General features: G+C 44.7%; 22 protein-coding genes, 1 tRNA gene and 1 other RNA gene. 6 read left to right on the top strand and 18 right to left on the bottom strand.

Going from position 1 to position 25,287, the window contains the following annotated elements; all coding sequences use genetic code 11:
• The gene (locus KO087_RS03895; RefSeq protein WP_215507908.1) at positions 1–1,119 is read right to left on the bottom strand and encodes a THUMP domain-containing class I SAM-dependent RNA methyltransferase; all 1,119 of its coding nucleotides are present in this window, start codon (positions 1,117–1,119) and stop codon (positions 1–3) included.
• Between the two features lie 156 nt (positions 1,120–1,275).
• Here KO087_RS03895 and KO087_RS03890 point away from each other — a divergent pair, with 156 nt between their 5' ends.
• Positions 1,276–1,632 carry a desulfoferrodoxin family protein gene (locus KO087_RS03890; protein WP_215507905.1) on the top strand — a complete coding sequence of 119 codons (357 nt, stop codon included), beginning with the start codon at positions 1,276–1,278 and terminating at the stop codon, positions 1,630–1,632.
• Positions 1,633–1,783: 151 nt separating this feature from the next.
• On the opposite strand, the gene KO087_RS03885 is transcribed toward KO087_RS03890, so the two are convergent.
• The 7 genes from KO087_RS03885 to KO087_RS03855 all read right to left on the bottom strand — a co-directional run bounded on the left by KO087_RS03885 (position 1,784) and on the right by KO087_RS03855 (position 8,844).
• Positions 1,784–2,413: an ABC transporter permease gene (locus tag KO087_RS03885; protein ID WP_215507903.1), complete on the bottom strand. Its 630-nt coding sequence runs from the start codon at positions 2,411–2,413 to the stop codon at positions 1,784–1,786.
• Entirely contained in the window at positions 2,406–3,365 is a 960-nt protein-coding gene (locus tag KO087_RS03880; RefSeq protein ID WP_215507895.1) for an osmoprotectant ABC transporter substrate-binding protein, read from the bottom strand. Before KO087_RS03880 ends, KO087_RS03885 begins: the two co-directional genes overlap by 8 nt.
• A gap of 1 nt (position 3,366) precedes the next feature.
• The gene (locus KO087_RS03875; RefSeq protein WP_215507894.1) at positions 3,367–3,996 is read right to left on the bottom strand and encodes an ABC transporter permease; all 630 of its coding nucleotides are present in this window, start codon (positions 3,994–3,996) and stop codon (positions 3,367–3,369) included.
• Positions 3,989–5,113 (bottom strand): ABC transporter ATP-binding protein, encoded by a 1,125-nt coding sequence (locus KO087_RS03870; RefSeq protein ID WP_215507892.1) that lies wholly within the window; start codon positions 5,111–5,113, stop codon positions 3,989–3,991. The genes KO087_RS03875 and KO087_RS03870 overlap by 8 nt, the downstream gene beginning before the upstream one ends.
• Before the next feature lie 238 nt (positions 5,114–5,351).
• Entirely contained in the window at positions 5,352–7,433 is a 2,082-nt protein-coding gene (locus KO087_RS03865; protein WP_215507890.1) for a heavy metal translocating P-type ATPase, read from the bottom strand.
• A 1-nt stretch (position 7,434) separates the two neighbouring features.
• Entirely contained in the window at positions 7,435–7,746 is a 312-nt protein-coding gene (locus KO087_RS03860) for a DUF6110 family protein (protein ID WP_215507888.1), read from the bottom strand.
• 453 nt (positions 7,747–8,199) lie between these two features.
• Positions 8,200–8,844: a class II aldolase/adducin family protein gene (locus tag KO087_RS03855; protein ID WP_215507886.1), complete on the bottom strand. Its 645-nt coding sequence runs from the start codon at positions 8,842–8,844 to the stop codon at positions 8,200–8,202.
• 87 nt (positions 8,845–8,931) lie between these two features.
• On the opposite strand from KO087_RS03855, the gene KO087_RS03850 reads away from it, so the two are divergent.
• From KO087_RS03850 to ffs, 5 genes are all read left to right on the top strand, one after another.
• A complete protein-coding gene (locus tag KO087_RS03850) occupies positions 8,932–11,214 on the top strand; it encodes a helicase C-terminal domain-containing protein (protein ID WP_215507884.1) in 2,283 nt (760 codons plus the stop codon).
• Positions 11,215–11,216: 2 nt separating this feature from the next.
• On the top strand, positions 11,217–11,684 hold the full coding sequence (locus tag KO087_RS03845) for a tRNA (cytidine(34)-2'-O)-methyltransferase (protein WP_215507882.1): 468 nt from the start codon (positions 11,217–11,219) through the stop codon (positions 11,682–11,684).
• Positions 11,684–12,634: a biotin--[acetyl-CoA-carboxylase] ligase gene (locus KO087_RS03840; protein WP_215507880.1), complete on the top strand. Its 951-nt coding sequence runs from the start codon at positions 11,684–11,686 to the stop codon at positions 12,632–12,634. The genes KO087_RS03845 and KO087_RS03840 overlap by 1 nt, the downstream gene beginning before the upstream one ends.
• A gap of 70 nt (positions 12,635–12,704) precedes the next feature.
• Positions 12,705–12,796, top strand: a tRNA-Ser gene (locus KO087_RS03835).
• 11 nt (positions 12,797–12,807) lie between these two features.
• Positions 12,808–13,072: signal recognition particle sRNA large type (ffs, locus tag KO087_RS03830), an RNA gene on the top strand.
• Between the two features lie 486 nt (positions 13,073–13,558).
• Here the strand turns inward: ffs and KO087_RS03825 are convergent.
• The 10 genes from KO087_RS03825 to KO087_RS03780 all read right to left on the bottom strand — a co-directional run bounded on the left by KO087_RS03825 (position 13,559) and on the right by KO087_RS03780 (position 25,240).
• Positions 13,559–14,941 carry an ABC transporter ATP-binding protein gene (locus KO087_RS03825; protein ID WP_215507878.1) on the bottom strand — a complete coding sequence of 461 codons (1,383 nt, stop codon included), beginning with the start codon at positions 14,939–14,941 and terminating at the stop codon, positions 13,559–13,561.
• On the bottom strand, positions 14,938–15,666 hold the full coding sequence (locus KO087_RS03820) for an energy-coupling factor transporter transmembrane component T family protein (protein ID WP_215507876.1): 729 nt from the start codon (positions 15,664–15,666) through the stop codon (positions 14,938–14,940). The genes KO087_RS03825 and KO087_RS03820 overlap by 4 nt, the downstream gene beginning before the upstream one ends.
• Complete coding sequence (locus KO087_RS03815; protein WP_215507874.1) at positions 15,666–16,256, bottom strand: MptD family putative ECF transporter S component; 591 nt, start codon at positions 16,254–16,256, stop codon at positions 15,666–15,668. Before KO087_RS03815 ends, KO087_RS03820 begins: the two co-directional genes overlap by 1 nt.
• A gap of 25 nt (positions 16,257–16,281) precedes the next feature.
• Entirely contained in the window at positions 16,282–18,006 is a 1,725-nt protein-coding gene (locus tag KO087_RS03810) for an ABC transporter ATP-binding protein (protein ID WP_215507872.1), read from the bottom strand.
• A complete protein-coding gene (locus tag KO087_RS03805) occupies positions 18,003–19,772 on the bottom strand; it encodes an ABC transporter ATP-binding protein (RefSeq protein ID WP_215507870.1) in 1,770 nt (589 codons plus the stop codon). The genes KO087_RS03810 and KO087_RS03805 overlap by 4 nt, the downstream gene beginning before the upstream one ends.
• A 107-nt stretch (positions 19,773–19,879) precedes the next feature.
• Complete coding sequence (locus KO087_RS03800) at positions 19,880–20,494, bottom strand: TetR/AcrR family transcriptional regulator (protein WP_215507868.1); 615 nt, start codon at positions 20,492–20,494, stop codon at positions 19,880–19,882.
• A 499-nt stretch (positions 20,495–20,993) separates the two neighbouring features.
• On the bottom strand, positions 20,994–21,632 hold the full coding sequence (locus tag KO087_RS03795; protein WP_215507866.1) for a hypothetical protein: 639 nt from the start codon (positions 21,630–21,632) through the stop codon (positions 20,994–20,996).
• Entirely contained in the window at positions 21,604–22,449 is an 846-nt protein-coding gene (gene ispE, locus KO087_RS03790; RefSeq protein WP_215507865.1) for a 4-(cytidine 5'-diphospho)-2-C-methyl-D-erythritol kinase, read from the bottom strand. Before ispE ends, KO087_RS03795 begins: the two co-directional genes overlap by 29 nt.
• Before the next feature lie 42 nt (positions 22,450–22,491).
• Positions 22,492–22,743: a Veg family protein gene (locus tag KO087_RS03785; protein ID WP_285814621.1), complete on the bottom strand. Its 252-nt coding sequence runs from the start codon at positions 22,741–22,743 to the stop codon at positions 22,492–22,494.
• A 238-nt stretch (positions 22,744–22,981) separates the two neighbouring features.
• Positions 22,982–25,240 carry a 5'-nucleotidase C-terminal domain-containing protein gene (locus KO087_RS03780; protein ID WP_215507863.1) on the bottom strand — a complete coding sequence of 753 codons (2,259 nt, stop codon included), beginning with the start codon at positions 25,238–25,240 and terminating at the stop codon, positions 22,982–22,984.
• Positions 25,241–25,287: the final 47 nt, after the last annotated feature.

Here is a 25,287-nt window from a genome sequence, read left to right as displayed (position 1 = left end):
TTAGGGCCTGGGACCGTAGTATTGGTAGTAGTCTGTCTTGATCTTTCCGTTGTAAAGCTTGCGCTTTCTGTCCGCCTTCTTGCCGAAGCCGTATTCAAAGCCTTCGTCCGCCGTAATAATGTAGTGGCTCCATGTGGGCAATGCTTTCGCCAATTGACCCAGCTCACGATTTAGTGCCATGACCGACTCTTTGTCTTCGATCCTGACGCCGTAAGGGGGATTGGTAATGATGACGCCGTAGTCTCCGGCCAGGTCCAGCTGGGCAATGTCTTTTTCCCTTAAAGTCACGTCGTCTAAAAAGCCCAGGGAATCCAAATTGATTCGCGCCGCTTCCAGGGCCTTAGGATCTATGTCGAAGCCGTAAAGCTCCAATTTGCTGTCGTAGTCGATCATTTCAAAGGCTTCTTTTCGCATGGCCTTTTCATTGGTCCCCTCCAGGTTCCAATACTCAAAGTCGAAACGACGATTCAACCCCGGGGCGATGTTTCTGCCTAAAAGAATCGCCTCGATTAAAATGGTGCCGCTGCCGCAAAAAGGATCCACGAGCATACGGTTTTTGTTCCAAAAACTGAGCTGCACCAGCCCCGATGCCAATGTTTCCGTTAATGGCGCCTTCACCGAGCGCTTTCTGTAGCCCCGGTCGTGAAGTCCGTCGCCGGATGTGTCGATATAAATCGTGGCCAAGTCGTCGACAATTCGCACGCCGATGCGGTAGCGGGCCCCGTTTTTTTCAAACCATTCGGTTTTGTAGCGGGTCTGCAATTTGTTGACCACGGCTTTTTCCGTGATTCTTTGAATATCCGACAGAGAAAAGAGTTGTGATTTTTTACTCTTGGCCTCGGTAATGAAATTCGCCGTCTTGGGCATAATGTCCGGCCAAGGCAAATCGTATACGCCGTCGAAAAGCTCCGTAAAACTTCTCGCCTCAAAGCGGGCAAGCACCCAGTGCACCCGCTCCGCCGTGCGCAAATGTAAATTTAATCGACTGATGTCTTCCGTCTTTCCTTCCATGGACACGAGGCCGTCTTGCACGCGAATGTTTTTCATGCCCAGAGCCTGAGCTTCCCGTTTCAATACGGCTTCCATGCCGATGTTTGCCGTTGCTTCCAAATAAATCATAGAACACCTCCACACTATTATACTAAATTACACCCCATTTGAACATGATTCCCCGAAAAGGCGGAGATAAAAGATGAAATCACTGTGGTTTTTTTGAAATAATGGGTATATAAACATCGTAAAATAAAACTTAGAATTACTGGGAGGTAATAATTCATGACAAAATTAACCGAAACCGTCAAATCCGGCGACTTTAAGAACGAAAAACACGTTCCCGAAATCGAAGCTTCTTTCGAAGGCGGCTTCGTTAAAGTTTCCGTTGCCGTCGGCAAGGAAATCGAACACCCGAACACATTGGAACACCACATTTCCTGGATCAAAGTCTTCTTCAAGGCTGAAGGCGCTGCAGCACCTGTAGAAGTCGGCAGCTATGAATTCAACGCACACGGCGAAAGCGACGTCTTTACTGTTCCCGAAGTCAACACCTGCTTCAAGAGCGAAAAGAAGGGCACCGTTTACGCACTGAGCATGTGCAACATCCACGGCCTCTGGGAAAATGTCGTTGAACTTTAATTGACGATCAGTGATCTGATCCGACGCCTCCTTTCGGGGGCGTTTTTTGTTGCCTGCATCGACTCAAAATGTTTCCATTAAAAAACCCGAGATTCGGAATTTCCGAGCCTCGGGTTTTCTCTTTTATGAAATTGGCGGAAGCGTGCCTTAGCTATTGCTTTAATTTCTTCTCGATCCACCCGAGAAACACATCGGATAGGATGGCCATCAGGGCCGTGGGAATGGCGCCGGCTAAAATAATGGCGGAGCCGTTGGCCACCGTCGTGCCTCGGGTAATAATATCGCCCAGGCCCCCGGCGCCGATAAAGGTGCCGATGGCGGCGACGCCGATGCCTACCACCAGGGCGTTGCGTATGCCGCCCATGATGACGGAAATGCTCAGTGGAAATTCCACTTTCATCACCTGTTGCACTTGGGTCATGCCCATGCCCCGTGCCGCATCGATGATGCCGGGATCGATGGCGTCGATGCCGGTGATCGTGTTTTTAATAATGGGCAAGAGGGCGTACAAAAACACGGACAAGACCACGGTGTTTGCGCCGATGCCGATGAGCATCATTAAAATGGCCAACATGGCAAGCCCCGGTATGGTTTGAATGACATTCACGACGGCCATGACGATGTTTCTGATTTTTTCTCTCCCTGAAATGAAAAATCCCAAGGGAATGCCCACGATGCAGGCAAAGAGCACGCCGTAAATGGCAATGAGGAAGTGGCGGGAAAATTGTTCCGCAATGTAGTTGAAGTTCGTGGCGTAATAATTTATGAGTTCATTAACCATTGACTTCACCTCGGATTCGTTCCAGTTCCTTTTGATCGACCTTCACATCGTCGAAGTAATTGTTCGCTTTTAAAAATTCCTCGGCTACGACTTGGGGCTCCATACGGTCTTCCGATGCCAGTTTGTTTAATTCCTGCATTTTTTCGGAAGAGATGGTTCCCTTTAATTTCAGTAAAATTTCAATGAGCTCCGGATGCTTCTTCAGTATCTCCACCGAAGCCACGGGAGAACAATCGTAGGCAGGGAAAAGCTTTAAGTCGTCTTCCAAAAGCACGAGATCATAGGAATTGATTCGCCCGTCGGTGGAATAGCCCAATACCACATCCATGTTCCCACCGGATAAGGCGGAATAAACGAGACCGATATCCATGGCGTAAAAATGCGGAAACTCAAAGCCGTAGGTGGCCTTAAAGGCTTCGTAGCCGTCGCCGGGCCGTTCCACCCAGGAGGAATCCACGCCCACTTTCACCTCGTCGGCGATGCCTTTCAGTTGAGACACTTTCGTTAAGTTGTGGGCGCGGGCAAAGTCTTTCGTCACCATAAAGGCGTAGGTATTGTCGAAGCCGTAGGACGGAAACCAAATTCGGTTAAACTTTTTTAAATAGCTTTCCCGCACCGATTCCATGGCCTTTTCCGGATCTCTTTCCGGCACCATACCGCATTCTCCCGTAAGGGACGTGCCGGTATACATGCCGCCGACCACATTCAGTGCTTTTTTCTCCATGGCGATGTGTGTCATGGTGGTGGAGCCCAGATTTTTAACCTGACTCACCTTTAAATCCGTGTTGTGCTCCACCATTTGGGTGACGATCTCCGCCAATACCTGCCTTTCCGTGTAGGTGCCCGATGCAACGATGACGTCATTGTCTACGGAAGATGAGATGCCCGGCAGAGAACAGGCCGTCAAAAGGAATGTAAAACAAATTAGAAGAAGCTTTTTCATGTTCTTCATCTCATTCACCTCCCTTGTATGGCGACAACCGCTTTTCCAATTTCCCGAACAGGTAGTCCGTTAAAAGGGCGAGCACGGTAATGGGAATCGTGCCCCAAAGAATCATCGGCGGCACGTAATTGTTGAGTCCGTTAAAGATGAAGTCTCCTAATCCCCCGGCACCCACATAGGCGGCCAGGGTGGTCCATGCCAGAACATAGACCGCCGACAGGCGGATCCCCGCCATGATCACCGGCAGGGCCAAGGGAATTTTTACTTTCGTCAAAATTTGCCTTTCTTCCATGCCCATGCCTTTGGCCGCATCCACGGCCGACGGGGTGACGGAGGTGAGGCCTAAAAAGGTGTTTCGCAAGATGGGCAGCAGGGAGTAGATAAACAGGGCGGAGACGGCCGTCTTCTTTCCCACACCAAATATGGGAATCATCATGGCGAGAAGGGCAAAGGAGGGAATCGTCTGAAGCACCGACGCCACGCCCATGACGCCCTTTGAAATCTTTTCATACTTTGAAAGCAAAATGCCCAATGGCACGGCGACGAGAATGCCCAAGGCCAGGGAAATCGCCGAAATAGACAAATGCTCCAGCAATTTTTCGCCGATGAGGCGATAATTTTCCGCAAAGAAATTAATCATCTGCATCACCGCCGATAATATTGTTGTAAATTGTATCGACGACGGAGGCGCGGGTGACGATGCCTACCAATTTTCCCTTTTCATCGACGACGGGCAGGTTTCGATAGCCCAACTCCACGATGAGGTGAATGGCTTCGATGATTTTCGTCGTGTTTTTTATGGAGACGGCATCGTTCATAATTTCCGAAACACGGGTATCGATGCGGCCCAGCCTCCCTAATTCGAAAATACCCACGACACCTTTCAGCGTATTTTTCCTGTCGGTGACAAAGAGGGTGTCTACTCGTTTTTTCCGCATTAATTTCAGGGCCTCCCGCGTACTTTCCCCCTCATTAATGTAAGCAGGGTCGCGAATCATAATGGTCTCGACGGAATTGTAAGAGGTCTTCGCCTTATTTAAATTGTCTTCCCCCAACAAGCCGCGAACGTAGTCATTGGCCGGGTTTTTTAAAATATTTTCCGGCGTATCGTACTGCACCATGTGGCCCATGTCCATAATTAAAATGCGATCCGCCAGGTTTAAGGCTTCATTCATATCGTGGGTTACGAAGACCACGATCTTCCCCATTTCTTTCTGTATGTTTTTAATTAAATTTTGCAGTGCCTCCCTGGTAATGGGATCCAGAGCCCCGAAGGGTTCGTCCATTAAAATAATGTTTTGATCTGCAGCCAGGGCCCGCACGACGCCGATGCGCTGTTGTTGGCCGCCGCTCAGCTGGCTCGGGTACTTATCCAAATACGCCACCGGCAGATCGACTTTTTGAATCAAGGCCTCGGCGATGTCTCGCTTTTTCTCTTCATCCCACTTTAAAAGGGACGGGACCAGGGTGATGTTTTCATAGATCGTCATGTGGGGCAAAAGACCGATCTGCTGAATGACATAGCCGATTTCTCTTCTCAGCTTCACCGGATTTTTCGTCATAATGTCTTCACCGTCGATGAAGATTTTTCCCTTCGACGGCTCGGTCATGCGATTAATCATACGCATAATCGTCGTCTTCCCCGATCCCGAGGTGCCGATGACGCAGATAAACTCCCCGTCATTTATTTTAAAGCTTATATTTTCAACGGCCGTTTGGGTTTTATAAATCTTTGCCACGTCGACAAATTCAATCATGTGTTGCCCTCCCGTTCTTCTCTGAACTTTCTTTATATCATTATTTATACCCTTTTGAATACTGTATTCTCTATTTTATGGCCTTTTTTCTGAGATAAAGCGTTTGGGGCATCTTTGAATCACAAAGCCACTGTGCTTTTTGCGTAACGGGACCGTTTCATGGCATTAAAAAACTTCAACCGAATCGATGATTCGTCGGTTGAAGTTTCTTTTATTTCAAAGTCGGTCGTACTTTCTTTTAAGACACGGCGTAATCCCGCATGTTTTCCATGGCGATGGCCACAGTAGACGAATTGTGCAGGAAGGACGAGGTCGTATTGGTAATGACCTCGAAGTAGCCCAGTGCGATTAAAAGAGAATTAAACGAGATGATCTTGCGGTAATCCCGTTGAATTCGTGCTTGCAATTCCTTGGCGATCTTCACCACTTCTACAATGGAGGCCAAGTCGTCGCTGCCGATGGCGATATCTGAGATTTCTCGGGCGATATCTGCGCCTTTATGCATGGCAATGCCTACATCGGCGCCGGACAGGGCCACGGAATCGTTGATCCCGTCGCCGATCATGACAACTTTTCTGCCCATGGCTTTTTGCGATTGAATGTACTCCGCCTTGTCCTCGGGAAGGACTTGTGAGCGGTAGTAATCCAGACCCAACTCATTGGCCACGAAGCGTGCGGAGTTTTCCGCATCGCCGGTCAGCATGGCAATGTTGGTAAATCCTAATTGACGCAGGGCATCCACCGTTTCTTTCGCATCATCGCGAATGGGATCGGCAATGCACAGCACGGCAATTAACTCGCCGTCATACGCCAGGTACAGAAGGGAATAATTTTCCTTGAGCTCTTCGATAACGGATTCTTTCGCCGGGGGCAGGTGCACATTTTCGTCATCGAAAATAAAGTGCGCCGAGCCGATGAGGGCGGTTTTTCCGTCGATCTTCGAAGAAATGCCGTGTGCCACAATGTATTCCGTCTCGGAATGCATTTCGTCGTGACGCAAATTCCGTTTAATGGCTGCATCTACAACGGCATTGGCGATGGAATGGGGGAAGTGTTCTTCCAGGCAGGCGGCAATTCGAAGGCATTCATCTTCCGAACGGCCGTCGAAGGCAATGACTTTTTCAACCGTCGGCGTAGACTTGGTCAACGTCCCGGTCTTGTCAAAGACAATGGTATCCGCTTGAGCTAAGTTTTCCAAATACTTGCCGCCTTTTACCAAAACGTCCATTTGTCCGGACTGGCTCATGGCTTTCATAACGGCAATGGGGATCGTCAGCTTCAGTGCGCAGGAAAAGTCTACCATTAAGAAGGCCTTGGCCTTATGCACAGAGCGGGTCAGGGCATAGGAAATAATCGCTCCGAGGAAGGAATACTTCACCAGAGAATCCGCCATGTTTTCCGCTTTTTTCTGTGCCATGGATTTATTCTTTTCGCTTTCGCCGATCATCTTAATGATGTTGTTGATGCGGCTTTCATTGTAAAGTTTTTCGGTCTTTACGTGCAACATGCCTTCTTCGAGGACCGTGCCCGCAAAGACGGTTTTGCCTTCTTCCTTTTTAACCGGCACGCTTTCGCCGGTGAAGGAGGATTGGTTTACCGTACCCACACCCTTGACGATGGTGCCGTCTACGGGAATGGTGGTACCCATGGTAACTTCTACAACATCGCCGATGGTGATGTCGCGAAGGTTTTTGACGTATTTTTCTTCTCCGTCTACGACAAAGACCTTGTCGATGTTTAATTCCAAGGTGCGAACCAAATCGCTTTGGGATTTCTTCAAGGTCCAATCTTCCAATTTTTCGCCTAAATTCAACAGGAACATAATGGAAGAAGCCGCGCCGAAGTCGTTTGTGGCCAGGGATACACCGATGGCCGCAGCATCTAAGACTTCCACATTGAGCTTGCGTTCGTAAAGTGCGACCAAGCCACGTTTAATAAACCTGGATGCCCGCACCAAGGTCACGATGGTTCCCAAGGGGTAGGGCAAAAAGTTTTTCATGACGAAACGCACTTCGAAGGCGTCGCGCACGATGTGGAACAATTCTTTTTCTTCAAGGGGAATGTAGCTCGTGTCCTCGATTTCGAAATCATCTAAGGACGCGAGCTTCAAATCTAACAGGGTGCGACAAGCTCTTTTTAATCCGGCGTCATCGTCGTGATTGACGATGATGCTGCCGGATACGGGAGATACTTTCGCATAAGATACCCCGGGCACTTGCTCCAAAAGATACTTGATCTTGTTGGCCCTTTCATAAGACAGTTGGTACGTCGTAGAAAAACGCGTACGACCCGGGATACGATGGGCAATGGCGACCTTCATCTTATTCCACTACGTCGCAGGCGACACAGTCAGATTCTTCTGCCGCTTTTGCTAAATCTTCAGCCGTTTCTTTTGCTTCTTCAGCTTCTCTTTTTGCTCGTTCGTCTTCTGCTTTTTTGACCTTTGCTTCAGCAACGACATCTTCGGCGTTTTCTTTCGCCTTTTCGATGGTCTTGTCGATGCCTTCTTTGACCTTGAGGCCTCCACTAACGGTGGAAACTGCTAAGTTCTTTACTGCATTGGATTTGAGAATTTTGTCTCCGACTACGCCAAGCACAACGCCGGCGCCTAAACTGATTAACTTCTTTTTCATAATAATCACCTCTTTGTTCCGTATCATATCACCTTTATTATCATTTATCAATACTATTTTTACAATTTCTTAAAATAATTTTTGCCTGCTATGTACAACTATCGGTAATCTACTTATTTCCAACGTTTTCTTATATACAATTGTTTTGCGTTTTTAGGAATATTTGCCCTTAATGAATTGCTAACTGATATTGATAGGCGTCATCCTATATGATTTTCGGCTTTGTACCTTTATTTCATTCGAATCCGTATCCGGTGCACGCTCGTCCAAAGGGTCGTAAAATTTATATTAAAAGATAAATGCGATCGTTTAGCCCTTTTTGCTTCTGTACGTTTTTCCGCACCGTCGCTTCTTTTCCCTTTCTCGGTTGTAAAATTTCATCTTATGAAATTTTTTAAACGATAATTATACTCATCTTATCAATTAAAAAATCGACGATTTCTCGTCGATGCTTTATTGGCCGTAGCTCTTCAGTTTTTCGAGAACTTCATCGATTTTCTCTTCGGGAATGAATTGAATGGGCTTTTGCGTCGCCAAGGCGGTCATATACATAAAGGCACAAAATTCCAAGTCACGAGTCAGGCCCATGGCTTCTTTTAAATTTTTCCCGCCGGCAATGAGTCCGTGATTGGCGAGGATCACCGCTTTAGACGTATCACCCATAGCCTTTACCGCCGACCGGGCCAAGGCTTCGGTGCCGAAGGTTTCGTATGGCGCAAGAGGCACAGTTGCAGCCCCCGACGATGCGATTAAATAGCTGATGGGCCCCAAATCTTCACCCAGAGTGGAAAAGGCGCTGATATAGTTGCTGTGGCAGTGAATGAGGGCGCGAATATCGGGGCGGGCGCGGTAAATCGCCGCGTGCATATGCCATTCCGAGGAGGGCTTGCGCTCGCCGCCTAAAATATTGCCCTCTAAATCCATGCGTACAAGGTCGCTTTTTTTAAGGCTGTCGTAGGCCATGCCCGACGGCGTAATAAAAAAGCTCATGCTGTCGTCGCTTCTGACGGATAAGTTTCCGCCGCTGCCGAAGGTGAGTCCCTCTTTTACCAAGGCCAGGCCGTATTGAATGAGGTCATTTCTGTCCTTTGTTTCCATAATTATTTAAGTCCTCCTTGCCACATTATACGCGGGCGGCGATTCACTCGCAAGGCAAAAAGCGTGTATAATGATGATGGTGATATTATGAAAAACCATTGGTCCGTACGAAAGCTGGTGGCCTTTACCCTCCGAAGCGGCGACATCGACAGCGGCTTTTTGTCTCACAAGCGGGCACAGGAAGGCATTCGCCTCCACCAAAAATTGCAAAGGGCCTATCCGCCTTCTTTTGATTCGGAGGTGGAGATTTCAGGCACCGTGGCCTACGACGGCGGCGAAATCCATTTGGAAGGCCGCATCGACGGCGTCGACGAAGACGCCCATCTTTTGGATGAAATTAAGTCGACGGTCTACACGAAAGATGCCATCGACGATAGGCCCGACGAGCTTCACTGGGCCCAGCTAAAGTGTTATGGCTACCTCTACGCCAGGGCCAAGGGCCTCGATGAAGTGCATCTGCGCCTCACCTACATTCGCATCGAAGACGAGGATGTGTTTCGCTACGAAAAATGCCTTTCCTTCGACGAGCTAAACACCTTTATGGACGAGGTTATGGCGCGGTTTCAGCGGATTCAAAAGCGCCTCACCGATTTCGAGGCCCTGTCTCTCGCCTCGGCAAAGGCACTCAATTTTCCTTACGACGGTTTTCGCCCGGGCCAGCGGGACATGGCCGTGGCGGTTTTCAATATGATTCAAACAGAAGGCACCCTCCTCGCCCAGGCACCGACGGGCATCGGCAAGACCATTGCCACCTTGTTTTCCGCCGTAAAAGCCGTAGGCGAAGGGCTATTAGAGGGTGTTTTCTACGCCACCGGCCGCTCCACGCAAAAAACCGTGGCCACGGAAACATTGGCCCTTCTACGCGAAAAGGGGCTGCGCATCAAAAGTACGGAGCTTGTGGCCAAGGAGAAGGCCTGTTTAAACGACGTGCTCAGCTGCACGCCACAGGACTGTCCTTACGCCAAAGGCCACTACGACCGCCTTCTCGACGGCATGATCGATATTTACGATCACGCCGATTTATTTGACGGGCCCACCGTGGCCCGCTACGCAGAGAAGCACCGACTCTGTGCCTTTGAATTCGCCTTGGATCTCAGCAATCTCTCTTCGATTTTAATCGGCGACTACAATTACGTCTTTCATCCGAAAAGCTATTTGGAGCGCCTCATGGAAGATCGGGACCGCTTGAAAGCCACCTGCCTCCTCGTGGACGAGGCCCACAATTTAATCGATCGGGGCCGAGATATGTACTCCGGCAGCCTCTCCGTCGCAGAGCTGGAATCCGTAGACTACCCGACGAAAAAAATCGAAGCCCTTGCCGACGATTTGGCGGACAAGATCCGCGCCACAGCTTCCGCGGAAGACAGGACCTACGATGGCTTAGACGACGACTTTTCAGAAGCCGTGGAGGATTTCATTGATGAGGCGGCGAGCTACCTTGCCCGACTGAAGAAGGAGCCGGATGAGGATTTTCTCGAACTCTACTTCCGCCTCTTGGATTGGCAGAATTTAAACCTTTATTACGATGAAACCCGCTTCACTTTCTTCGTGCCGGAGAAAAACAAGCTGCATCTTTTGTGCTTGGATCCGTCGCAGGTGCTCTCCGCCCGGCGGGAACTGTTTCAGTCGGCGGTGTATTTTTCCGCCACTCTCTCCCCCATGGACTACCACGGCCACTGCTTAGGCGCGGGAGAGGCACGAAAAACCATGGTCTTGGACAGCCCCTTCGATCCCGCCCATCTCTTGATTTTGCATCCGCCCCATTTATCCACCAGGTACAAGGATCGCGAACGCACCCTTTCGGAGATCAGCCGCTACTTACAGGCCTTTTCCACGACGCGAGAAGGCAATTTCATCCACTTCTTTCCCTCCTACGCCTACAAAGATCAGGTCTATTCCGCCTGCCAAACTTGGGAGGAAAGCGCCCACGATCAGGCACGGGCCATGACGGAAAAGGCGCGGGCCGATTACATCGCAAGGTTCAGAAACGAACGCCCGGTTCACGGCTACAGCGTCATGGGCGGCGCTTTTTCCGAAGGGGTGGACCTCTCCGGCGAAGCCCTCATGGGCGTGAGCATCCTCACCTTGTCCCTGCCCGGCCTCTCTCGAGAGCGGGAGCTCATCAAAAATCGCTTCAATCAGCTAGGAAAAGACGGCTACGCCTATGCCTACACCTATCCCGGGCTCACGAAAGTGGTGCAGGCCGCCGGGCGCATCATTCGCTCCCATAGCGATCGAGGCCAACTTCTTCTTTTAGACGACCGCTACCTGCACCCCGACATTCGCAACCTGCTTCCCGCCCATTGGCGGATTGAAACCGTCGATTCAGTGGATGATATGATAGAAAAGATAAACGCATTTTGGAGGTAAATATGACATTGCACATCTGTTTAGTTGAACCTGAAATTCCCCACAACACCGGCGCCATCGCCAGAAGCTGCGGCCTGACGAAAAGCGTGCTGCATTTGGTTCGGCCCCTGGGCTTTTCCGTCGACGACAAGCATTTAAAACGCTGCGGCCTGGACTATTGGGATCTCGTGGACATCCGCTACCACGACAGCATCGAAGAGGTCATGGAAGAATACAAAGACCACCGCTTCTTCTTTGCCTCCACCAAAGCCCATAAGCGCTACAGCGACATTGAATTTCAAGACGGCGATTTTTTGGTCTTCGGCAAAGAAACCAAGGGCCTGCCCGAGCCGTTATTAAAGGCCCACGACGAGACGGCCATTCGCATTCCCATGTTAAAGGATTTCGGCCGTAGCTTAAATCTATCCGTGTCCGTGAACATTATTCTCTTTGAAGCTTTGCGCCAATTGGATTACCCGGGGATGGCCTGATGAAAAATAAAGATTACATTCTGCAAGCCCTGAAAGAGGCCGACGATTATCTCTCCGGCGAAGACATGGCCGGAAAATTAAACATCAGCCGCGCCGCCGTGTGGCAGGCCATAAAAGCCCTGAGGCAAGACGGCTACCGCATCGACGCCGTCACCAATCGTGGCTACCGCTTATTCGAAAACCACGAAGCACTGGATGCAGCGATCATTAAAAATCACTTGAAAAGCGAGTTAAAAGACGTGGCCGTTTTGGTAAAAAACCGGGTGGACTCCACCAACGACGCGATCTTCAGAGAAGACGCACACGCACCCCTTCCCTCTTTTTCCTTTATGGCGGCGGAAGAGCAGACGGCGGGCAAGGGCCGCGTAGGCAAATCCTTCCTCTCCCCCTACGGCATGGGCCTTTACCTCTCGACAATTATTCACGAGGGCGACGTATCCGATCCCGCACTGCTTACCATAACCGCCGCCGTAGCCCTAAAAGAAGCCTTAATGGCGCAAACCGACGAAGATATAAAGATTAAATGGGTCAACGACCTGTACTGCAATCACAAAAAAATTGCCGGCATCCTGACAGAGGCGAATTTTTCCGGCGGCAAAGCCCGCTACGTCATCGGCCTGGGCATTAACATTACCACGCCGGAAGGCCTATTCGAAAAACAATCCCTTCCCGCCGCAGGCTCCCTTTCTTCTGCCATTTCCAGAAATCAATTGGCGGCGGATATCTTAAACAACCTCTACGCCCGACTTCAACAGCCTGCCGATGACATCTTAGGCGCCTACCGCAAGTACAACCTCACCATCGGAAAAACCATTCGCTTCGCCAAAGGCGACATTGAATACACCGGCGTGGCCGAAGCCATCGACGACGACGGCGCCCTTCTCGTCGCCGTTGAAGGCCGCACCCTTCGCCTGACTGCCGGGGCCATTTCCATCAAAGGTGATTGGTAAGCTTACAAATTTTGAACTTTCCCTTGACAACAAACCGATTCCACCGTATAATCATATACTGTAATCCAATGGAGAGATGGTTGAGTTGGTTTAAGGCGCTCGCCTGGAAAGCGGGTATACGTTAATAGCGTATCGGGGGTTCGAATCCCCCTCTCTCCGCCAGGAAAAGTTTGCCATGCTAGATGGGGAATTAGCGGCACCCTGTAACTTGTAATCCGCTACAACAAGATTGAATTCCCGATCCAGCGCATTTCTTTTGCGGCCTGCCCGAGAAAAGTGATGTTGATGTGTGGGTCCTACGCAATAAGCCCTTTCGAACCGTGTCAGGTCTTGACGGAAGCAGCACTAAGGAAGTCCGCTTATGTGACGTAGATTCGCCTACGCTGAGTTAACTCTCTCGGTAACGCGTGGAAGACTTGTGCAAAGTCGGGTGCATGGCTACATATAAAATTGCGGTTCTTCGGAACCGCTTTTTCTTTGCAAAAAATTCCCACACAAAAAGCCCCTTCCGCTTTCACGCAGAAGGGGCCGTTTTTGTTGGCTCTATAATATCCGTTGGGGAGTAACCTCCTCAGTAGATATTTTTGGCTCTATAATATCCGTTGGGGAGTAACCTCCTCAATGGATATTTTTGTGCAAAAAGATAGCACTTGTTTTCCCAATTACCTAAAATTAAATCACCACAAATTAATAAAGGGGATCAAACAAGCGCAAAACAATATTACAACAATTCTTTTAGGAATCCAAGATGTCGAGTTAACCGGTGCTTCAAAAAAACGTTTTATAACAATAATAATGTGTGCCATTCACGAGCGGCTATGTCCCCATTGTAGTTCCTTCCACGCTCAAGGAGTGCAATTGCTTCAAGATGCCCGATGCGATAAAAACACGTGATCCTTCTCACGGAAAAGTTACATTATTGTTCTAAAACTTTACAACCCTATCGCAGACTGACTCTAAAAACTCAACATCATGGGATATTATTAAAATCAGCTTGTCTTTTTCCTTAACTTTCTTTATGTTTTTAGCTACTATTTTCATATTTCTATAGTCCAATCCACTGGTTGGCTCATCGAAAAATAGGATTTTCTTGTCGGATAGTAAAGCGGATAAAATAATCACTCTCTGTTTTTGTCCTCCTGACAAGGTGTGAGGATTTCTATCACCAATGTTTTTTAACTCCATGTCTTTTAGCCAAGTATCTAAAACATAATCATCTTTAATATTTGATGTTAATACTATTTCATCTTTAACGCTGTCTGTGAATAACTGATAGTTCACTTCCTGCATAATAAGCAGGCTCTCATTTAGCCTACTTTTTATATTTAAATTCTCACCATCTCTTAAAATTTTCCCTTTATTTTCTTTGTATAAGCCACATATGATTTTTGCTAATGTAGACTTCCCAATTCCATTTTCTCCAACAATCCCAATAATATTCCCATAGCTAAATTTAAGATCCTTGATGGACAAAATTGTTCTGGTACTTCTTTTGAACATCAGATTTTTTAACTCTAATAAAGTCCCTTTATTTGAAGTTTCAAAATCATCAAATCTTTCAATGGCTTTATAATCAGAATGCCTAAGTCCCGTTCTCATTCGTTCATCTTCACTTAGATTTTCAATTTCGTCCATACTATATTCTCTGATGATTTTTCCATCCTCTAAGTATATTGCTCTATCAACAATGTCTATTAAATACCACAGCCTGTGTTCTGCAATAATAATAGTTTTTCCTAAAGATTTAAGCTTTTTTATTGTAAGCGATAGTTCTTTCATTGACTTTATGTCTAAGCTTGAAGAGGGTTCATCAAGAATAAATATCTCAGGGTTTAATGCGTAAATGCTTGCTATAGCAATCTTCTGCTTTTCTCCTCCGGAAAGACTGAATATATTTTTATTCATCAAGTTTTCAAGATGAAGCTCTTTTTCGACTTCTTCAATTCTTTTGTTAATTACTTCCCTTTCTATGCCGTAATTTTCTAAACCAAAAGCAATTTCATCGGTTGTATTGGTTGTATAAAATTGTGTTTTGGGATTTTGGAAAACCGTACCTACACTCTTAGATAATTTATAAATTGGTGTGGTAAATGCATTCATACAATTGACCATAACACTGCCGGAAATGTCCCCATCATAAAACTCGGGTATTATGCCATTCATAAGCTTTAAGAGAGTCGACTTTCCACAACCACTTCTACCACATAGAAGAATGCATTCTCCTTTTTTTACAATTAAATTAATGTCTTTTAATGAGTAATTCGCTCCTCCCTTGTATTTAAAACTTAATTCTCTAATTTCAATCATAAGTCCCACCCCGAAATTTTCATAACTACGACGATTAATATAATTAAAGTCATAGAAAGTAAAACACAACGATCCTTTATCCTCAACTTAATAAGATATCTACTTGTTTTGTTAACAGGCGCATCAAGTCCCCTTATAATGGCTGATTGAGAGAGCTCATCCCCAATTTCTATCACACTTACGAATAAGGGTACAAAAAAATACTCCATAATTAATGTTGGTTTTCTTATTAAATTTATTAAGTTGAAATTAATTCCTCGCGTTTTCATCGCCATATTTATATGACTCCATTCGTCTTTAATGGTAGGCAAACATCGAAATATTACAGAAATCATTATGAGCGAGTCTTTTGAAAGTTTTAATTTTTGTAATGTTGCCACTGCACCGGAAACAGATGTGGAATTTAAAATCCATTTACCCACGATAATACATGGCAGAAATTTTCTTCCAATTGCCAAGATAAATAAAATTAAATTCAAAAGAAAATTCATACTAAAATAGGCTAAAGATTTTTCCAATACTACACTTATTACAAAAAATAAAATATACCTTATCGCAGATTTTCTATAACCTTCACTAATAATAATGGCAAGGAAAAATAATGTAATAAGGCTTTGATAGACCAAACTGAATCCCATAAAAATTAAAATATTCGCACCTATAAGTAAGATAAGTTTTGTTCTGAGGTCATATTTTGACCCCAGAACAAACTTTGAATTTTCCATTATAAAACTCCTGCGGATTCCAACTTTTTATTTAGTATTTTCTTTGTAAAATAAGAACCGATCAAAGAGAATATAAATGTTCCTATGATCATAACCGGTAACATCCATATTGGTGTCCATGCTCTTACTGTGTTACAAAAGCTTTGATCTAAGCCACCTTTTATTACACTTTCAAAAAATGCTTCTCTCATAACCCAAATTGGTAAGAATCCTCCAAATAAGTTTAGAGAAAAAAACATATGACTAATTGTATTTTTCTTAAAGTCTGTATATTTTCCACTTTTTGCTATGAACATGGCAATTATTCCGGCAGGCACTGCCACTAATGGTGCAATTGGAATATGCCCTGTTGCAACTAATAAAATACTTGGTAAAATAGCTGCGATTACAATAGCAGTAGCTGACTTTGTCTTTGCAAGAAGCATATGATAGGTTGGTGCAGCAAGTAGTGCTACAAGCATAGGCATTAGTAAAAATAAAACAGGGACAGGCATAGATATTGCCCCAATTACTAAATATGTTACAAAGTAAAGTGCAATTAAAACACCGGCTGTAACTGCGTTTTTTGATGATTTCTTTTGTGTTTTCATAAGTTTCCTCCTTTAAAATTGATTGTTACTGTACAATCTTCCATTCTTTAGACTTTTCTTGATAATTCCATAAGTCTTTATATAGTCCTTCATTTTTAATAAGTTCTTCATGCTTCCCAACTTCCTCTACCTTTCCGTTGTTTAAAACAACAATTTTATCAGCTCCCATTACGCTTCTTAATTTATGGGCTACAACCACAACTGTTTTATTCTTAATTAAATTTGATAGAGCTTCTTGTATAATAAGTTCATTTTCAGGATCAAGCGAAGATGTTGCTTCATCAAGTAGTATTATTGGGGCATTTTTTAATATTGCTCTCGCTATTGATATTCTTTGTTTCTCACCTCCAGACAGAGTCGCTCCTCCTTGTCCAATCATAGTGTCAAATCCATCATCTTTATTGACTATAAAGTCATAAGCTCCTGCCATTTTTGCAGCATTCATGATTTCATCTTTACTCGCATCTTCATTTCCAAACTTAATGTTGTTATAAATTGTGTCTTTAAAAAGATACACATCTTGAAACACAACAGAAAATTTATCCATTAATTTATCAGGGTCGGCTGTTAGCAAATCTACTCCACCAATTTTAATTGTCCCTTCATTAGGATCATAAAATCTGGAAATTAATTTAATCAGTGTAGATTTTCCAGAGCCAGAGTAACCAACAAAAGCAGTTAATTCATTTTCATTAATGTCTAATGAAACATTGTCGATAACCTTAGTTTCCTTATAAGAAAATGAAACATCACAGATTTCAATTTTGTTGCTTTCGATTACATCGCAATTTCCTGACATGGGTTCAGCGTTAAGTAGGTTGATGATTCTCTCTCCTGAAACTGATGCCATTTGTAGACCCGTATAATTTACAAGTGCAAGCTCCAAGGGATCAAAAATTCTTGTGCCTACAAATAAGAACATTAAAAATGTATCAATTTCCAAAGATCCATTTATAAATAAACAGGAACCGGCTAAACTCATCAAAGGAAGTCCTATTCTTAAAATCATACTTGCTATAGTAGTTAATGAACCAACCCCTTTCTCACTCTTAATATTTGCGTCTTTTGAGTTATCTATATCTTCTTCAAGTTTTATTAATGTATCATCTATGCTGTTATAAGCTTTTAGAGTCTTAATGGCATCCAAATATTCGTTTGTATCTTCTTCCTCTTTTATCCTCATTTTCTTTGTTTTCAAATAGATTTTTTTCTGAAAGTTTTGCATGAGTGTGAGAAGTAGAACAGAAATCGGCAATCCAATAAGTGTTGCTATTCCCATTTTTAGATTAATGATCAAAAATAATATTGAGCAAAGAACTGCTACACATATACCACTGAAGAATTGAGGTAGTTGGTGCGTTACTGCCGTTTCAACTTTGAAAAAATCATTCATTAATGTATCTAAGATCTCTGCTGAGCTTTTCCCTGAAATATAACCTATTGGCAGTTTTCTTATGTGGTCTGCAAGCTCTATTCTTCCATCTGCACTAGACTTGTATCCAAGTTCATAGGTATATTTTGTGGCTAAATTTTCCAATAAGAATGTTACAAAGAAAAATATTGCCATTATCCCAAAATACTTACATAAAAGGCTCGTATCTATACTATCTGCACCTCTATTTAAAAATAGTGTTTCTACAATTTTCGCCAAAGCAATAAATGGTATAAGGTTGGAAATAGAAGCCAAAACATTTAAGGCAATGGATTTTCTTATATTATTCATCTTTCCTAAAGTAATATTACTTATCATTCATTCTCACTCCCTTCTATATCCATTTGCCAAATATTCGTTTTCTTATAAATTTCATAAAGTCGCTTATATATTCCATCTGCAAGGATTAAATCTTCATGCTTCCCTCTTTCTGCAATTTTTCCATCAGATATTACTAAAATTTGATTTGCTTGCTCTATGGTATTTAACCGATGCGCAATCATGATAACTGTCTTATCTTTAACCAATTCAGATAAAGCTTCCTGCATAAGATATTCATTTTCAGAGTCTGCAAAACTTGTTGCCTCGTCTAATACTAATACCGGTGCGTCCTTTAAAATTGCTCTTGCCACGGCAATACGTTGTTTCTCTCCTCCGGATAAATGAGTTCCTTTACCCAAAACAGTGTCATACCCATCAGGAAGTTTTACAATAAAATCATGACATCTTGCTTTTTTACATGCTTTTATAACATCCTCTTTTGTGGAGCCTGTCTTTGCCATAGCAACATTATTGAAGACTGTATCTGTGATTAAATCACTGTCTTGAAAAACGAATGCTATCCTCTCCATTAAGTCGTTCATCGGAATATTTTTTATATTAACCCCACCAATTTTAATGGAGCCTTCTGAAGGATCGTAAAATCTGGGTATTAGCGTTCCAATGGTAGATTTGCCTGCTCCCGAATAGCCAACCAATGCTGTAACTTCTCCTTGTTTAGCACAGAAGCTTATATTCTTTAAAACCTCTTCATTTCCATAAGAAAAGCTTACATTCTCGAATTCAAGATCATGACCTTTTATCTCTTCCTCGCTATTTTCAATTGCCAATTCTTTTTGATCTATGATTTCGTAGATTCTCAAAACAACTTCATTTAGTAAATTCATTCCTTCTGCAAAATCTCTAAGTTTTAATGCAGGTACGCTAATGGCAGGTGCAAGAATCAAATAGAAAATAAAAACTGTAGCAAAATCCAAGTTATTATTTCGTGACATTAAAAGTATTCCTACTGGAACTATGAATGTAGCAACAGATAAAATAAACATTCTAAATGAAACAAATCCCGGTCTTATCATTGATGTCATCGAACTTGTAAAGGCTCTATATTCTCCTACTGACTTTGAAAAAGTTTTAAATGATTTTGCTCCTGTTCCAAATATTTTTACTTCCGGCATACCTTTAACATATTCACTGGTAGCTGAATTAATTTGATCCAATATTGCAAAGTTCTTCTCAAGTCCACCTGATTTTATAATCTTTGCCATGATTGCAATCTGAATTCCTAAACCGACAAATATAATTAACAAAGTCGTAAGACCTAATATTAAATTTATCTTCAACATAACAATTATCATTGCTAAAATTAGTGCTAAAGTTGAAATTAAATTTGGTAATTGATGAGAAAAATATCCCTCAATTTGATTCATGTCCGATCCTAATACTTGCCTTATTTTTGACTTGTTGTCTCCGGTAAAAAATCCTAAAGGAAGATTCCCAATATGAAATAATATCTTCTTTTTTAAGTTGGCTATTAAAACATATGAAAACTTATGGCATAAAATACCGCCAATGTAAGTTAAGCAATATGACAATACCACTGCTGCAAGTCCATAGATACAGAACTGTATTGTACTTTGTTCTAATTTTCCATATAAAAATAGAGATTTTATGACTTTGTATATCACCAAAATTGGACAAATACTTAACAGCATCCCAAGAGTAACAAATAATATTCCTCCTACAAGTTGTCCTTTTTTTATTTCACTGTAGAAAATAATATCTTTGATTGATTTCTTCTTTTTCATCTAAAACATACCTCCTTACCGAACGAGTTCGTTCATTTGCCTTAAAACTAATACAAGGAAAACATCCTTGATGTTTCCCTTGTAAAATACTTATATTTTATTTTTCTCTACTGAGGTCTTTGAAATAGTTCACCTATTATTCCAAAGGCCTCGCTTGAATTTGTTTTGTTTTCTCCCTTAATAATATAGTCATTATATATTGTTCCAACAGCTCCGTATAAAATAAAAGCTGCAAAACTTCTCACATTTTCTCTGTTTATTCCCATATTATTTCCTATTTTTTTGTCTTCAATCCCTTCAATTATAAACTCTGAATAGACATATATAAATTTTCCAATGTAATGAATCAATTCCCATAGCCTGTAAGAATTATCTGTAATTGAATTCTCTTTTGAAAAATTATATCTTGTCGTAAACTGACCGATATCTTTTACTATAAGTTCCCTTAAAGTTTTTATTCTTTCTTCGTAATCTATTTCCTTGTTTTGGAGTATATCCAACTTATTTTTTAGTTTTTCATCAAAATATGTTTCCATACACGCCAAGAAAATATCTTCTTTTGATTTGAAGTAGTAATAAAACATTCCAGGTGCACCATTAACTTCTGCGAGAATATCTCGCACAGAAACTTTCTCATATCCATTCTTCTCAAAAAGCCTGGATGCTATATTTATAAGCTCCTGTTTTCTTTCTTCCGGATCCTTTATATTTCTTTTTGTCAAAACCTCACCACCAATCGACCGACACTCGTTCTTTTAATATAGGCTATCATTCTCATTTTATTTTGTCAAGAGCGAAGCCTAAACAATTTATATATAGAGTACTCCTGTTAATTCGGTCATAATTCTCAACGTTTCGCTTGCAGTATGTTGTTTATATTGCATTTGATCTAGGTTGTATTCATTTGTTCACGATTTTACTTCGGAATCTCGCCTTTTTACTTTTCTTTGAATCGATCGTTAGAGTTGACGCATTTAAGTGTTTGATTGTTCCGCGCATCCTTGCCGGCTTCGATAGACGTAACTTCTCTTTTCAGTGAACTGAAGAATTTTTAATGGGCGTGTTGTCGCGGCAATTATCTTTTCTCTATCTGCTTTAAATGATTTTAATCTTCTCTTTCTTCTATTCGTCATTGTTTTTTCCATGAAAAGACCCCCAAGAGTGGATGTCTCGATCCAACTTTTGGGGGTCAGTGCATCATGCAGAGAGGGTCATTTTGTTTTATCTTTTTTTCGACACCTCGCCCCGTAGCCAGGGGTGGGGATAATATTTTCTGAAGCGCACCGCTTCGCCTAAGAGCTCGCCCATGAACCGCTCCACGGAAAAGTCCCATACTGTCCAAAAAAAGCGGCACTCACCCTCCTCCTCTGTTTCGGGGAAGGTTTCAAGCCATAGGTCCAGGGGATCTGCCACGGCGATTTCCTTTTCTTTAAACGCGCGGGAAAAATCGTCTCGCCGGTAGCTGTAGCCCAAAAGGGCCAACACCAACGTGCCGCCTTTTTCAAAGCGCGCCTCGTAGGAATCGATCATGTTTAATACATAGCTGTGGTGAAAAAGGCCGTCTGCCACGGTGTGGGCCAAAAATTCCGTGTTCACATCGTGGTTTCGATAGCCCATGGTGCGGCCTTTTGCGGAAGCCTCCTTTAGAAGCTCGGCAAAATCACCATCTGCGTCTTGGGTTAAGCAGAAGGCAGCATCCATCTTCATGGAGCGGAAGCGGGCTTTATTTTTTTTGTAAAAATCTTCGCCCGTGGCGGGATCGTAGAGGATCGTAAAAGAAAGATCCGGGCGGCGCCGAATCAGCGCGGCCGCCGCATACATGCCCGCTTTGTCATTGATGGCTATTCCCAATCGTTCCATGTTCCTCTCCCGCCGTTTCCGTTTTGATTACGATTTTATACTTCTTTCTTAGTATAGCATAGGCGGCGTCCCGATCCTCTATTTTTTTAAACAAAGCGTATACCGTGGGCCCGGAGCCGGACATGTGGGAAAAGGCCGCCCCCGCCTCGTAAAGATCGCGAATCATCCCGTCGATGACCGGATGCATACCGCTGACGCCGGGATAAAGGTCGTTGACCACCACATCCCTGAGCCCTTCGAGTCGTCCTTCTTTCAGAAGATTCACCGCATCGTCTACAGCGGCTGTTTCGTGAAAGGCCTTCACCTTTTCGTAGGCCGCTTTCGTGGACACGGCAAAGCCCGGATTGAGCAAAAGCACCGGATAGGGCGGGATGTTTACAGGCCGGAGCACATCGCCGATCCCCTCGCCTACGGCGGCCTTGCCGTAAAGACAATATGGGAAATCCGCCCCCAGCACAGCACAGTCATGGATCAGTTCCTCATCGGCAACAGGCAGGCTGTAAATGTCTCTCACGGCCTTTAAAACCAGGGCGCCGTCGGCTGTGCCCCCGGCAAGGCCCGCCCCCGCCGGAATGTTTTTTTGAATCACTATCTTCACGGGCAAGGGGCCGAAGCGGTTTTCTAAAAAGCCATGGGCCTTCGCCATGAGATCCTTCTCCCCGTAATTGGGCCCTTCAATGGAAAAGGCGGCGGTTTTTACTATTTCAATCTCGTCATATAGCCCGATGGGCAGAAAAAGTGTTTTTATTTCGTGGTAGCCGTCGGCTCGTTTGCCTGAAATCCACAAGCCGACATTGATTTTTCCGTAGGCGCGCAAGGTATCCTCCCATAAAAAAAGCTCCGCCAAGGGAGCCTTTCACTACGATATTTTTAATTTAGCCGAATCCGCATCTTCTTCCAGGATCATAATTTTTACCGTGGACGTGAGTACGTCGGCATAGGTAAATGAAATGTTTCGATCGCTGCGATCGTCGGAAGAGATGCTAATGACAAACAGGGAGGGGTAGACCGCCGTGAGCACGCCTTTACGGGTGACAATGCGCTTGCGCCCTCGATTTGCCTTCACAATTACCTCTTTGCCAATATGCTCTGACAATTCGTTTTTTATCATATCCATTTGTGTCATTGGGACCGCCCTTCTATCCACACAATTATATGTGATACAAGTATACAATAATCCCCGCTGTTTGTCAAGGCAAATAACGCTATATAATACCGCAAAAAAGAGGGTGGGTCAAGAGAAATATTCGTGAATCCAAGTATTTTTTAACCTTCTTTTCACCTTCTGTTTACAATCCCTTTTCTTCCCATGAAAAAAGAGCCGTCGCCGGCTCTCTTTTCATTTTCATTTAAGCTGCCTTCTTTTCAGTTTCGACTGCTTTTTTATCTTCCGTTGCCTTCTTTTCAGGTGCAACTTTCTTTTCTTCGGGTTTCTTACCTTTTTCTTCCGCTTTTACCTTTTCATCGACTTTTTTCGTAGCGCGGACGATTTCATCCAGCGCATCCATGACTTTGGCCAGTTCCGCACGGGTAGCCGATGCCTTGGGTACGAATTGATTGTTTTCGCGACCTTGCATTAAGTTGGTGTGGCGAACGATGTCGATGGGTTCGAGGGCCCATTTGGAAATCATTTTTTGATCGGAGAAGGGTTCTTTCAAGTCCAGGGTGTAGGGAACTTTCTTGCCTTCGACGTAGCGACCTAAAATGGTGGCCATTTCTTCGCGGGTAACCTTTTGGTTCGGTTTAAAGGTATTGTCTTCATAACCGAGGACGTATTTGTTCTTGGCTGCCCAAACGACGCCGTTTTCGTACCATTCGCCGGCTTTGACGTCGGTAAAGGGATTGGCTGCCGTTTGTTTAACATCTTGTCCTTCCAGGCGGGCCAAGACGGACACGAGCATGCCTCTGGTAATGGGTTCATTCGGTGCAAACAGGGTGTCGCTTACGCCTTTAAAGAGGCCTTTTTGCGTTGCGGAAAGGATGACCTTTTCTGCCCAGTGGCCCTTGATGTCGGTGAAGGCGTTGGTCGGTTCGACGGGTTTTACATCGCCCTTCGCTTCGGCCACGATACGGCCTTCGACCTTCGGGTCCACATTTTTGTGTTCAGCCAGGTATTTTTCCAGAACTTCCGTGTACATACCGTAGTCGCCGAGCTTTTTGCCTTTGGCGAACATGGTGTAGCCGTCGCCGCCGGATGCCATAAAGTCATTGGTTGCTAAGGTGTAGGTTTTTTCGAGATCAAGTTCCTTGTCTCCTACCTTCACGTCGTAGACGCGCTTGCCGGCTTCTTGTTTCGGATCGTATTTAAAGCTGACGCCGGAAACTTGAGGGAATTTCCCTTGAGGTGCCGGTGCATCGGCTACGCCGAATTCCAAAGCGGCCAGTAAATCGGCGCCGGAGACTTCGATCTTCATAATGGTGTTTCCGAAGGGGAAGGCGGTCCAGATTTGGGTCATGTTGATCTTCCCTGCGGGAATCGTTTCGCGGATGCCGCCGCCGTTTGTAAACGCCACGTCGGATTTTGCCGCTTCGCGCATGGCGTCTGCCACCATGTTGCCGAAGTTGGTTTCTTGCGCGCGCACATGTTCTCTCGCGCCATCTAAATCAACAGCGGTGGTGCCGACGACGCGTTCCAGTTTGCTCTTGTTGTTTTCGTACATGGCGTCGAGTTTCTTTGCGATGTCTTTGTTTTCTTCAATGTTTTCGAAGAATTTGGCGTCGCGAAGAACGGCGGTCTTGGAAATAACATCTTTGCCTCTTAAGGTGATGTTTACTTCGCCTAAGTTTTTCAGGTAGTAGCCCGTTTGCGCGATCAGGGTATTGTTCACGACTTTGCCTTCGGGCAAGGTGGTGTGGGAGTGGCCGTCGATAATGACGTCGATGCCGTCAACAGCTTTGGCGATGTCGGATGTTTTTACAACCGTAGCATCGTCGATGCCTACGTGGGCCAACATGACGATGACATCAACGCCTTGATCCTTCAAGGATTTCACTTGGGCGCGCGCCACTTCGACGGGATTTAAGAAGGTAATGCTTTCGGTGTTCTTCGGATTGGATTTTACTTTGGTTTCTTCCGTAGCAATGCCGAAGATACCGACTTTAACGCCGTCTACATCGAGGATGGTTTGGCCTTTAAAGTCGTTGGTGCCGGTGTTTTTAATGATGTTGGCAGCCAGGATATCGAAGCCTTCGGAGGAACCTTTTGCGGGTGCAGCTTGGTTTTTAAAATCCACCAGGGCTTGATAACCATAGTTGAAATCGTGGTTGCCGGGCACCATGGCCTTGTAACCCATGGCCTTCATCACGTCGATGACGCCCTTGCCGTTTTCAATACCGGCCAGTGCCGTACCGTGGGTCACGTCCCCGGCATCTAAAAGCACCGCATTTTTAATGCTGTCCGCATAAGTTTTCACCCGTGCATAACCGATATTGGTGAGTTTCTTGTCTTTGCCGTACTCCGCTACCATGTGTCCGTGGACATCGTTGGTGTGAAGCAAGGTAATGGTCTTGGTTTCTTCTGCCGGCGCGGCAAATACGCTCATGGGGCCGGCGATGACGCCGAGGACCATGGCCAATGCCAGTGCCAGGGATAAAAATTTCCGTTTCATGATACCTCCTTTAGTTCACTAACGTATATATCTATTATACCCCCGTC

This window comes from Peptoniphilus rachelemmaiella (assembly GCF_943169845.1).
Classification (GTDB): domain Bacteria; phylum Bacillota; class Clostridia; order Tissierellales; family Peptoniphilaceae; genus Aedoeadaptatus; species Aedoeadaptatus rachelemmaiella.
The sequence above is the reverse complement of the archived record's forward strand: the minus strand, read 5'-3'. Positions and strand labels throughout refer to the sequence as shown.

Bases quoted from the DNA above. Each gene is read 5' to 3' on its own strand.
- KO087_RS03895 (WP_215507908.1), bottom strand. From the start codon at position 1,119: ATGATTTATTTGGAAGCAACGGCAAACATCGGCATGGAAGCCGTATTG.
- KO087_RS03890 (WP_215507905.1), top strand. From the start codon at position 1,276: ATGACAAAATTAACCGAAACCGTCAAATCCGGCGACTTTAAGAACGAA.
- KO087_RS03885 (WP_215507903.1), bottom strand. From the start codon at position 2,413: ATGGTTAATGAACTCATAAATTATTACGCCACGAACTTCAACTACATT.
- KO087_RS03880 (WP_215507895.1), bottom strand. From the start codon at position 3,365: ATGAAGAACATGAAAAAGCTTCTTCTAATTTGTTTTACATTCCTTTTG.
- KO087_RS03875 (WP_215507894.1), bottom strand. From the start codon at position 3,996: ATGATTAATTTCTTTGCGGAAAATTATCGCCTCATCGGCGAAAAATTG.
- KO087_RS03870 (WP_215507892.1), bottom strand. From the start codon at position 5,113: ATGATTGAATTTGTCGACGTGGCAAAGATTTATAAAACCCAAACGGCC.
- KO087_RS03865 (WP_215507890.1), bottom strand. From the start codon at position 7,433: ATGAAGGTCGCCATTGCCCATCGTATCCCGGGTCGTACGCGTTTTTCT.
- KO087_RS03860 (WP_215507888.1), bottom strand. From the start codon at position 7,746: ATGAAAAAGAAGTTAATCAGTTTAGGCGCCGGCGTTGTGCTTGGCGTA.
- KO087_RS03855 (WP_215507886.1), bottom strand. From the start codon at position 8,844: ATGGAAACAAAGGACAGAAATGACCTCATTCAATACGGCCTGGCCTTG.
- KO087_RS03850 (WP_215507884.1), top strand. From the start codon at position 8,932: ATGAAAAACCATTGGTCCGTACGAAAGCTGGTGGCCTTTACCCTCCGA.
- KO087_RS03845 (WP_215507882.1), top strand. From the start codon at position 11,217: ATGACATTGCACATCTGTTTAGTTGAACCTGAAATTCCCCACAACACC.
- KO087_RS03840 (WP_215507880.1), top strand. From the start codon at position 11,684: ATGAAAAATAAAGATTACATTCTGCAAGCCCTGAAAGAGGCCGACGAT.
- KO087_RS03825 (WP_215507878.1), bottom strand. From the start codon at position 14,941: ATGATTGAAATTAGAGAATTAAGTTTTAAATACAAGGGAGGAGCGAAT.
- KO087_RS03820 (WP_215507876.1), bottom strand. From the start codon at position 15,666: ATGGAAAATTCAAAGTTTGTTCTGGGGTCAAAATATGACCTCAGAACA.
- KO087_RS03815 (WP_215507874.1), bottom strand. From the start codon at position 16,256: ATGAAAACACAAAAGAAATCATCAAAAAACGCAGTTACAGCCGGTGTT.
- KO087_RS03810 (WP_215507872.1), bottom strand. From the start codon at position 18,006: ATGATAAGTAATATTACTTTAGGAAAGATGAATAATATAAGAAAATCC.
- KO087_RS03805 (WP_215507870.1), bottom strand. From the start codon at position 19,772: ATGAAAAAGAAGAAATCAATCAAAGATATTATTTTCTACAGTGAAATA.
- KO087_RS03795 (WP_215507866.1), bottom strand. From the start codon at position 21,632: ATGGAACGATTGGGAATAGCCATCAATGACAAAGCGGGCATGTATGCG.
- KO087_RS03785 (WP_285814621.1), bottom strand. From the start codon at position 22,743: ATGATAAAAAACGAATTGTCAGAGCATATTGGCAAAGAGGTAATTGTG.
- KO087_RS03780 (WP_215507863.1), bottom strand. From the start codon at position 25,240: ATGAAACGGAAATTTTTATCCCTGGCACTGGCATTGGCCATGGTCCTC.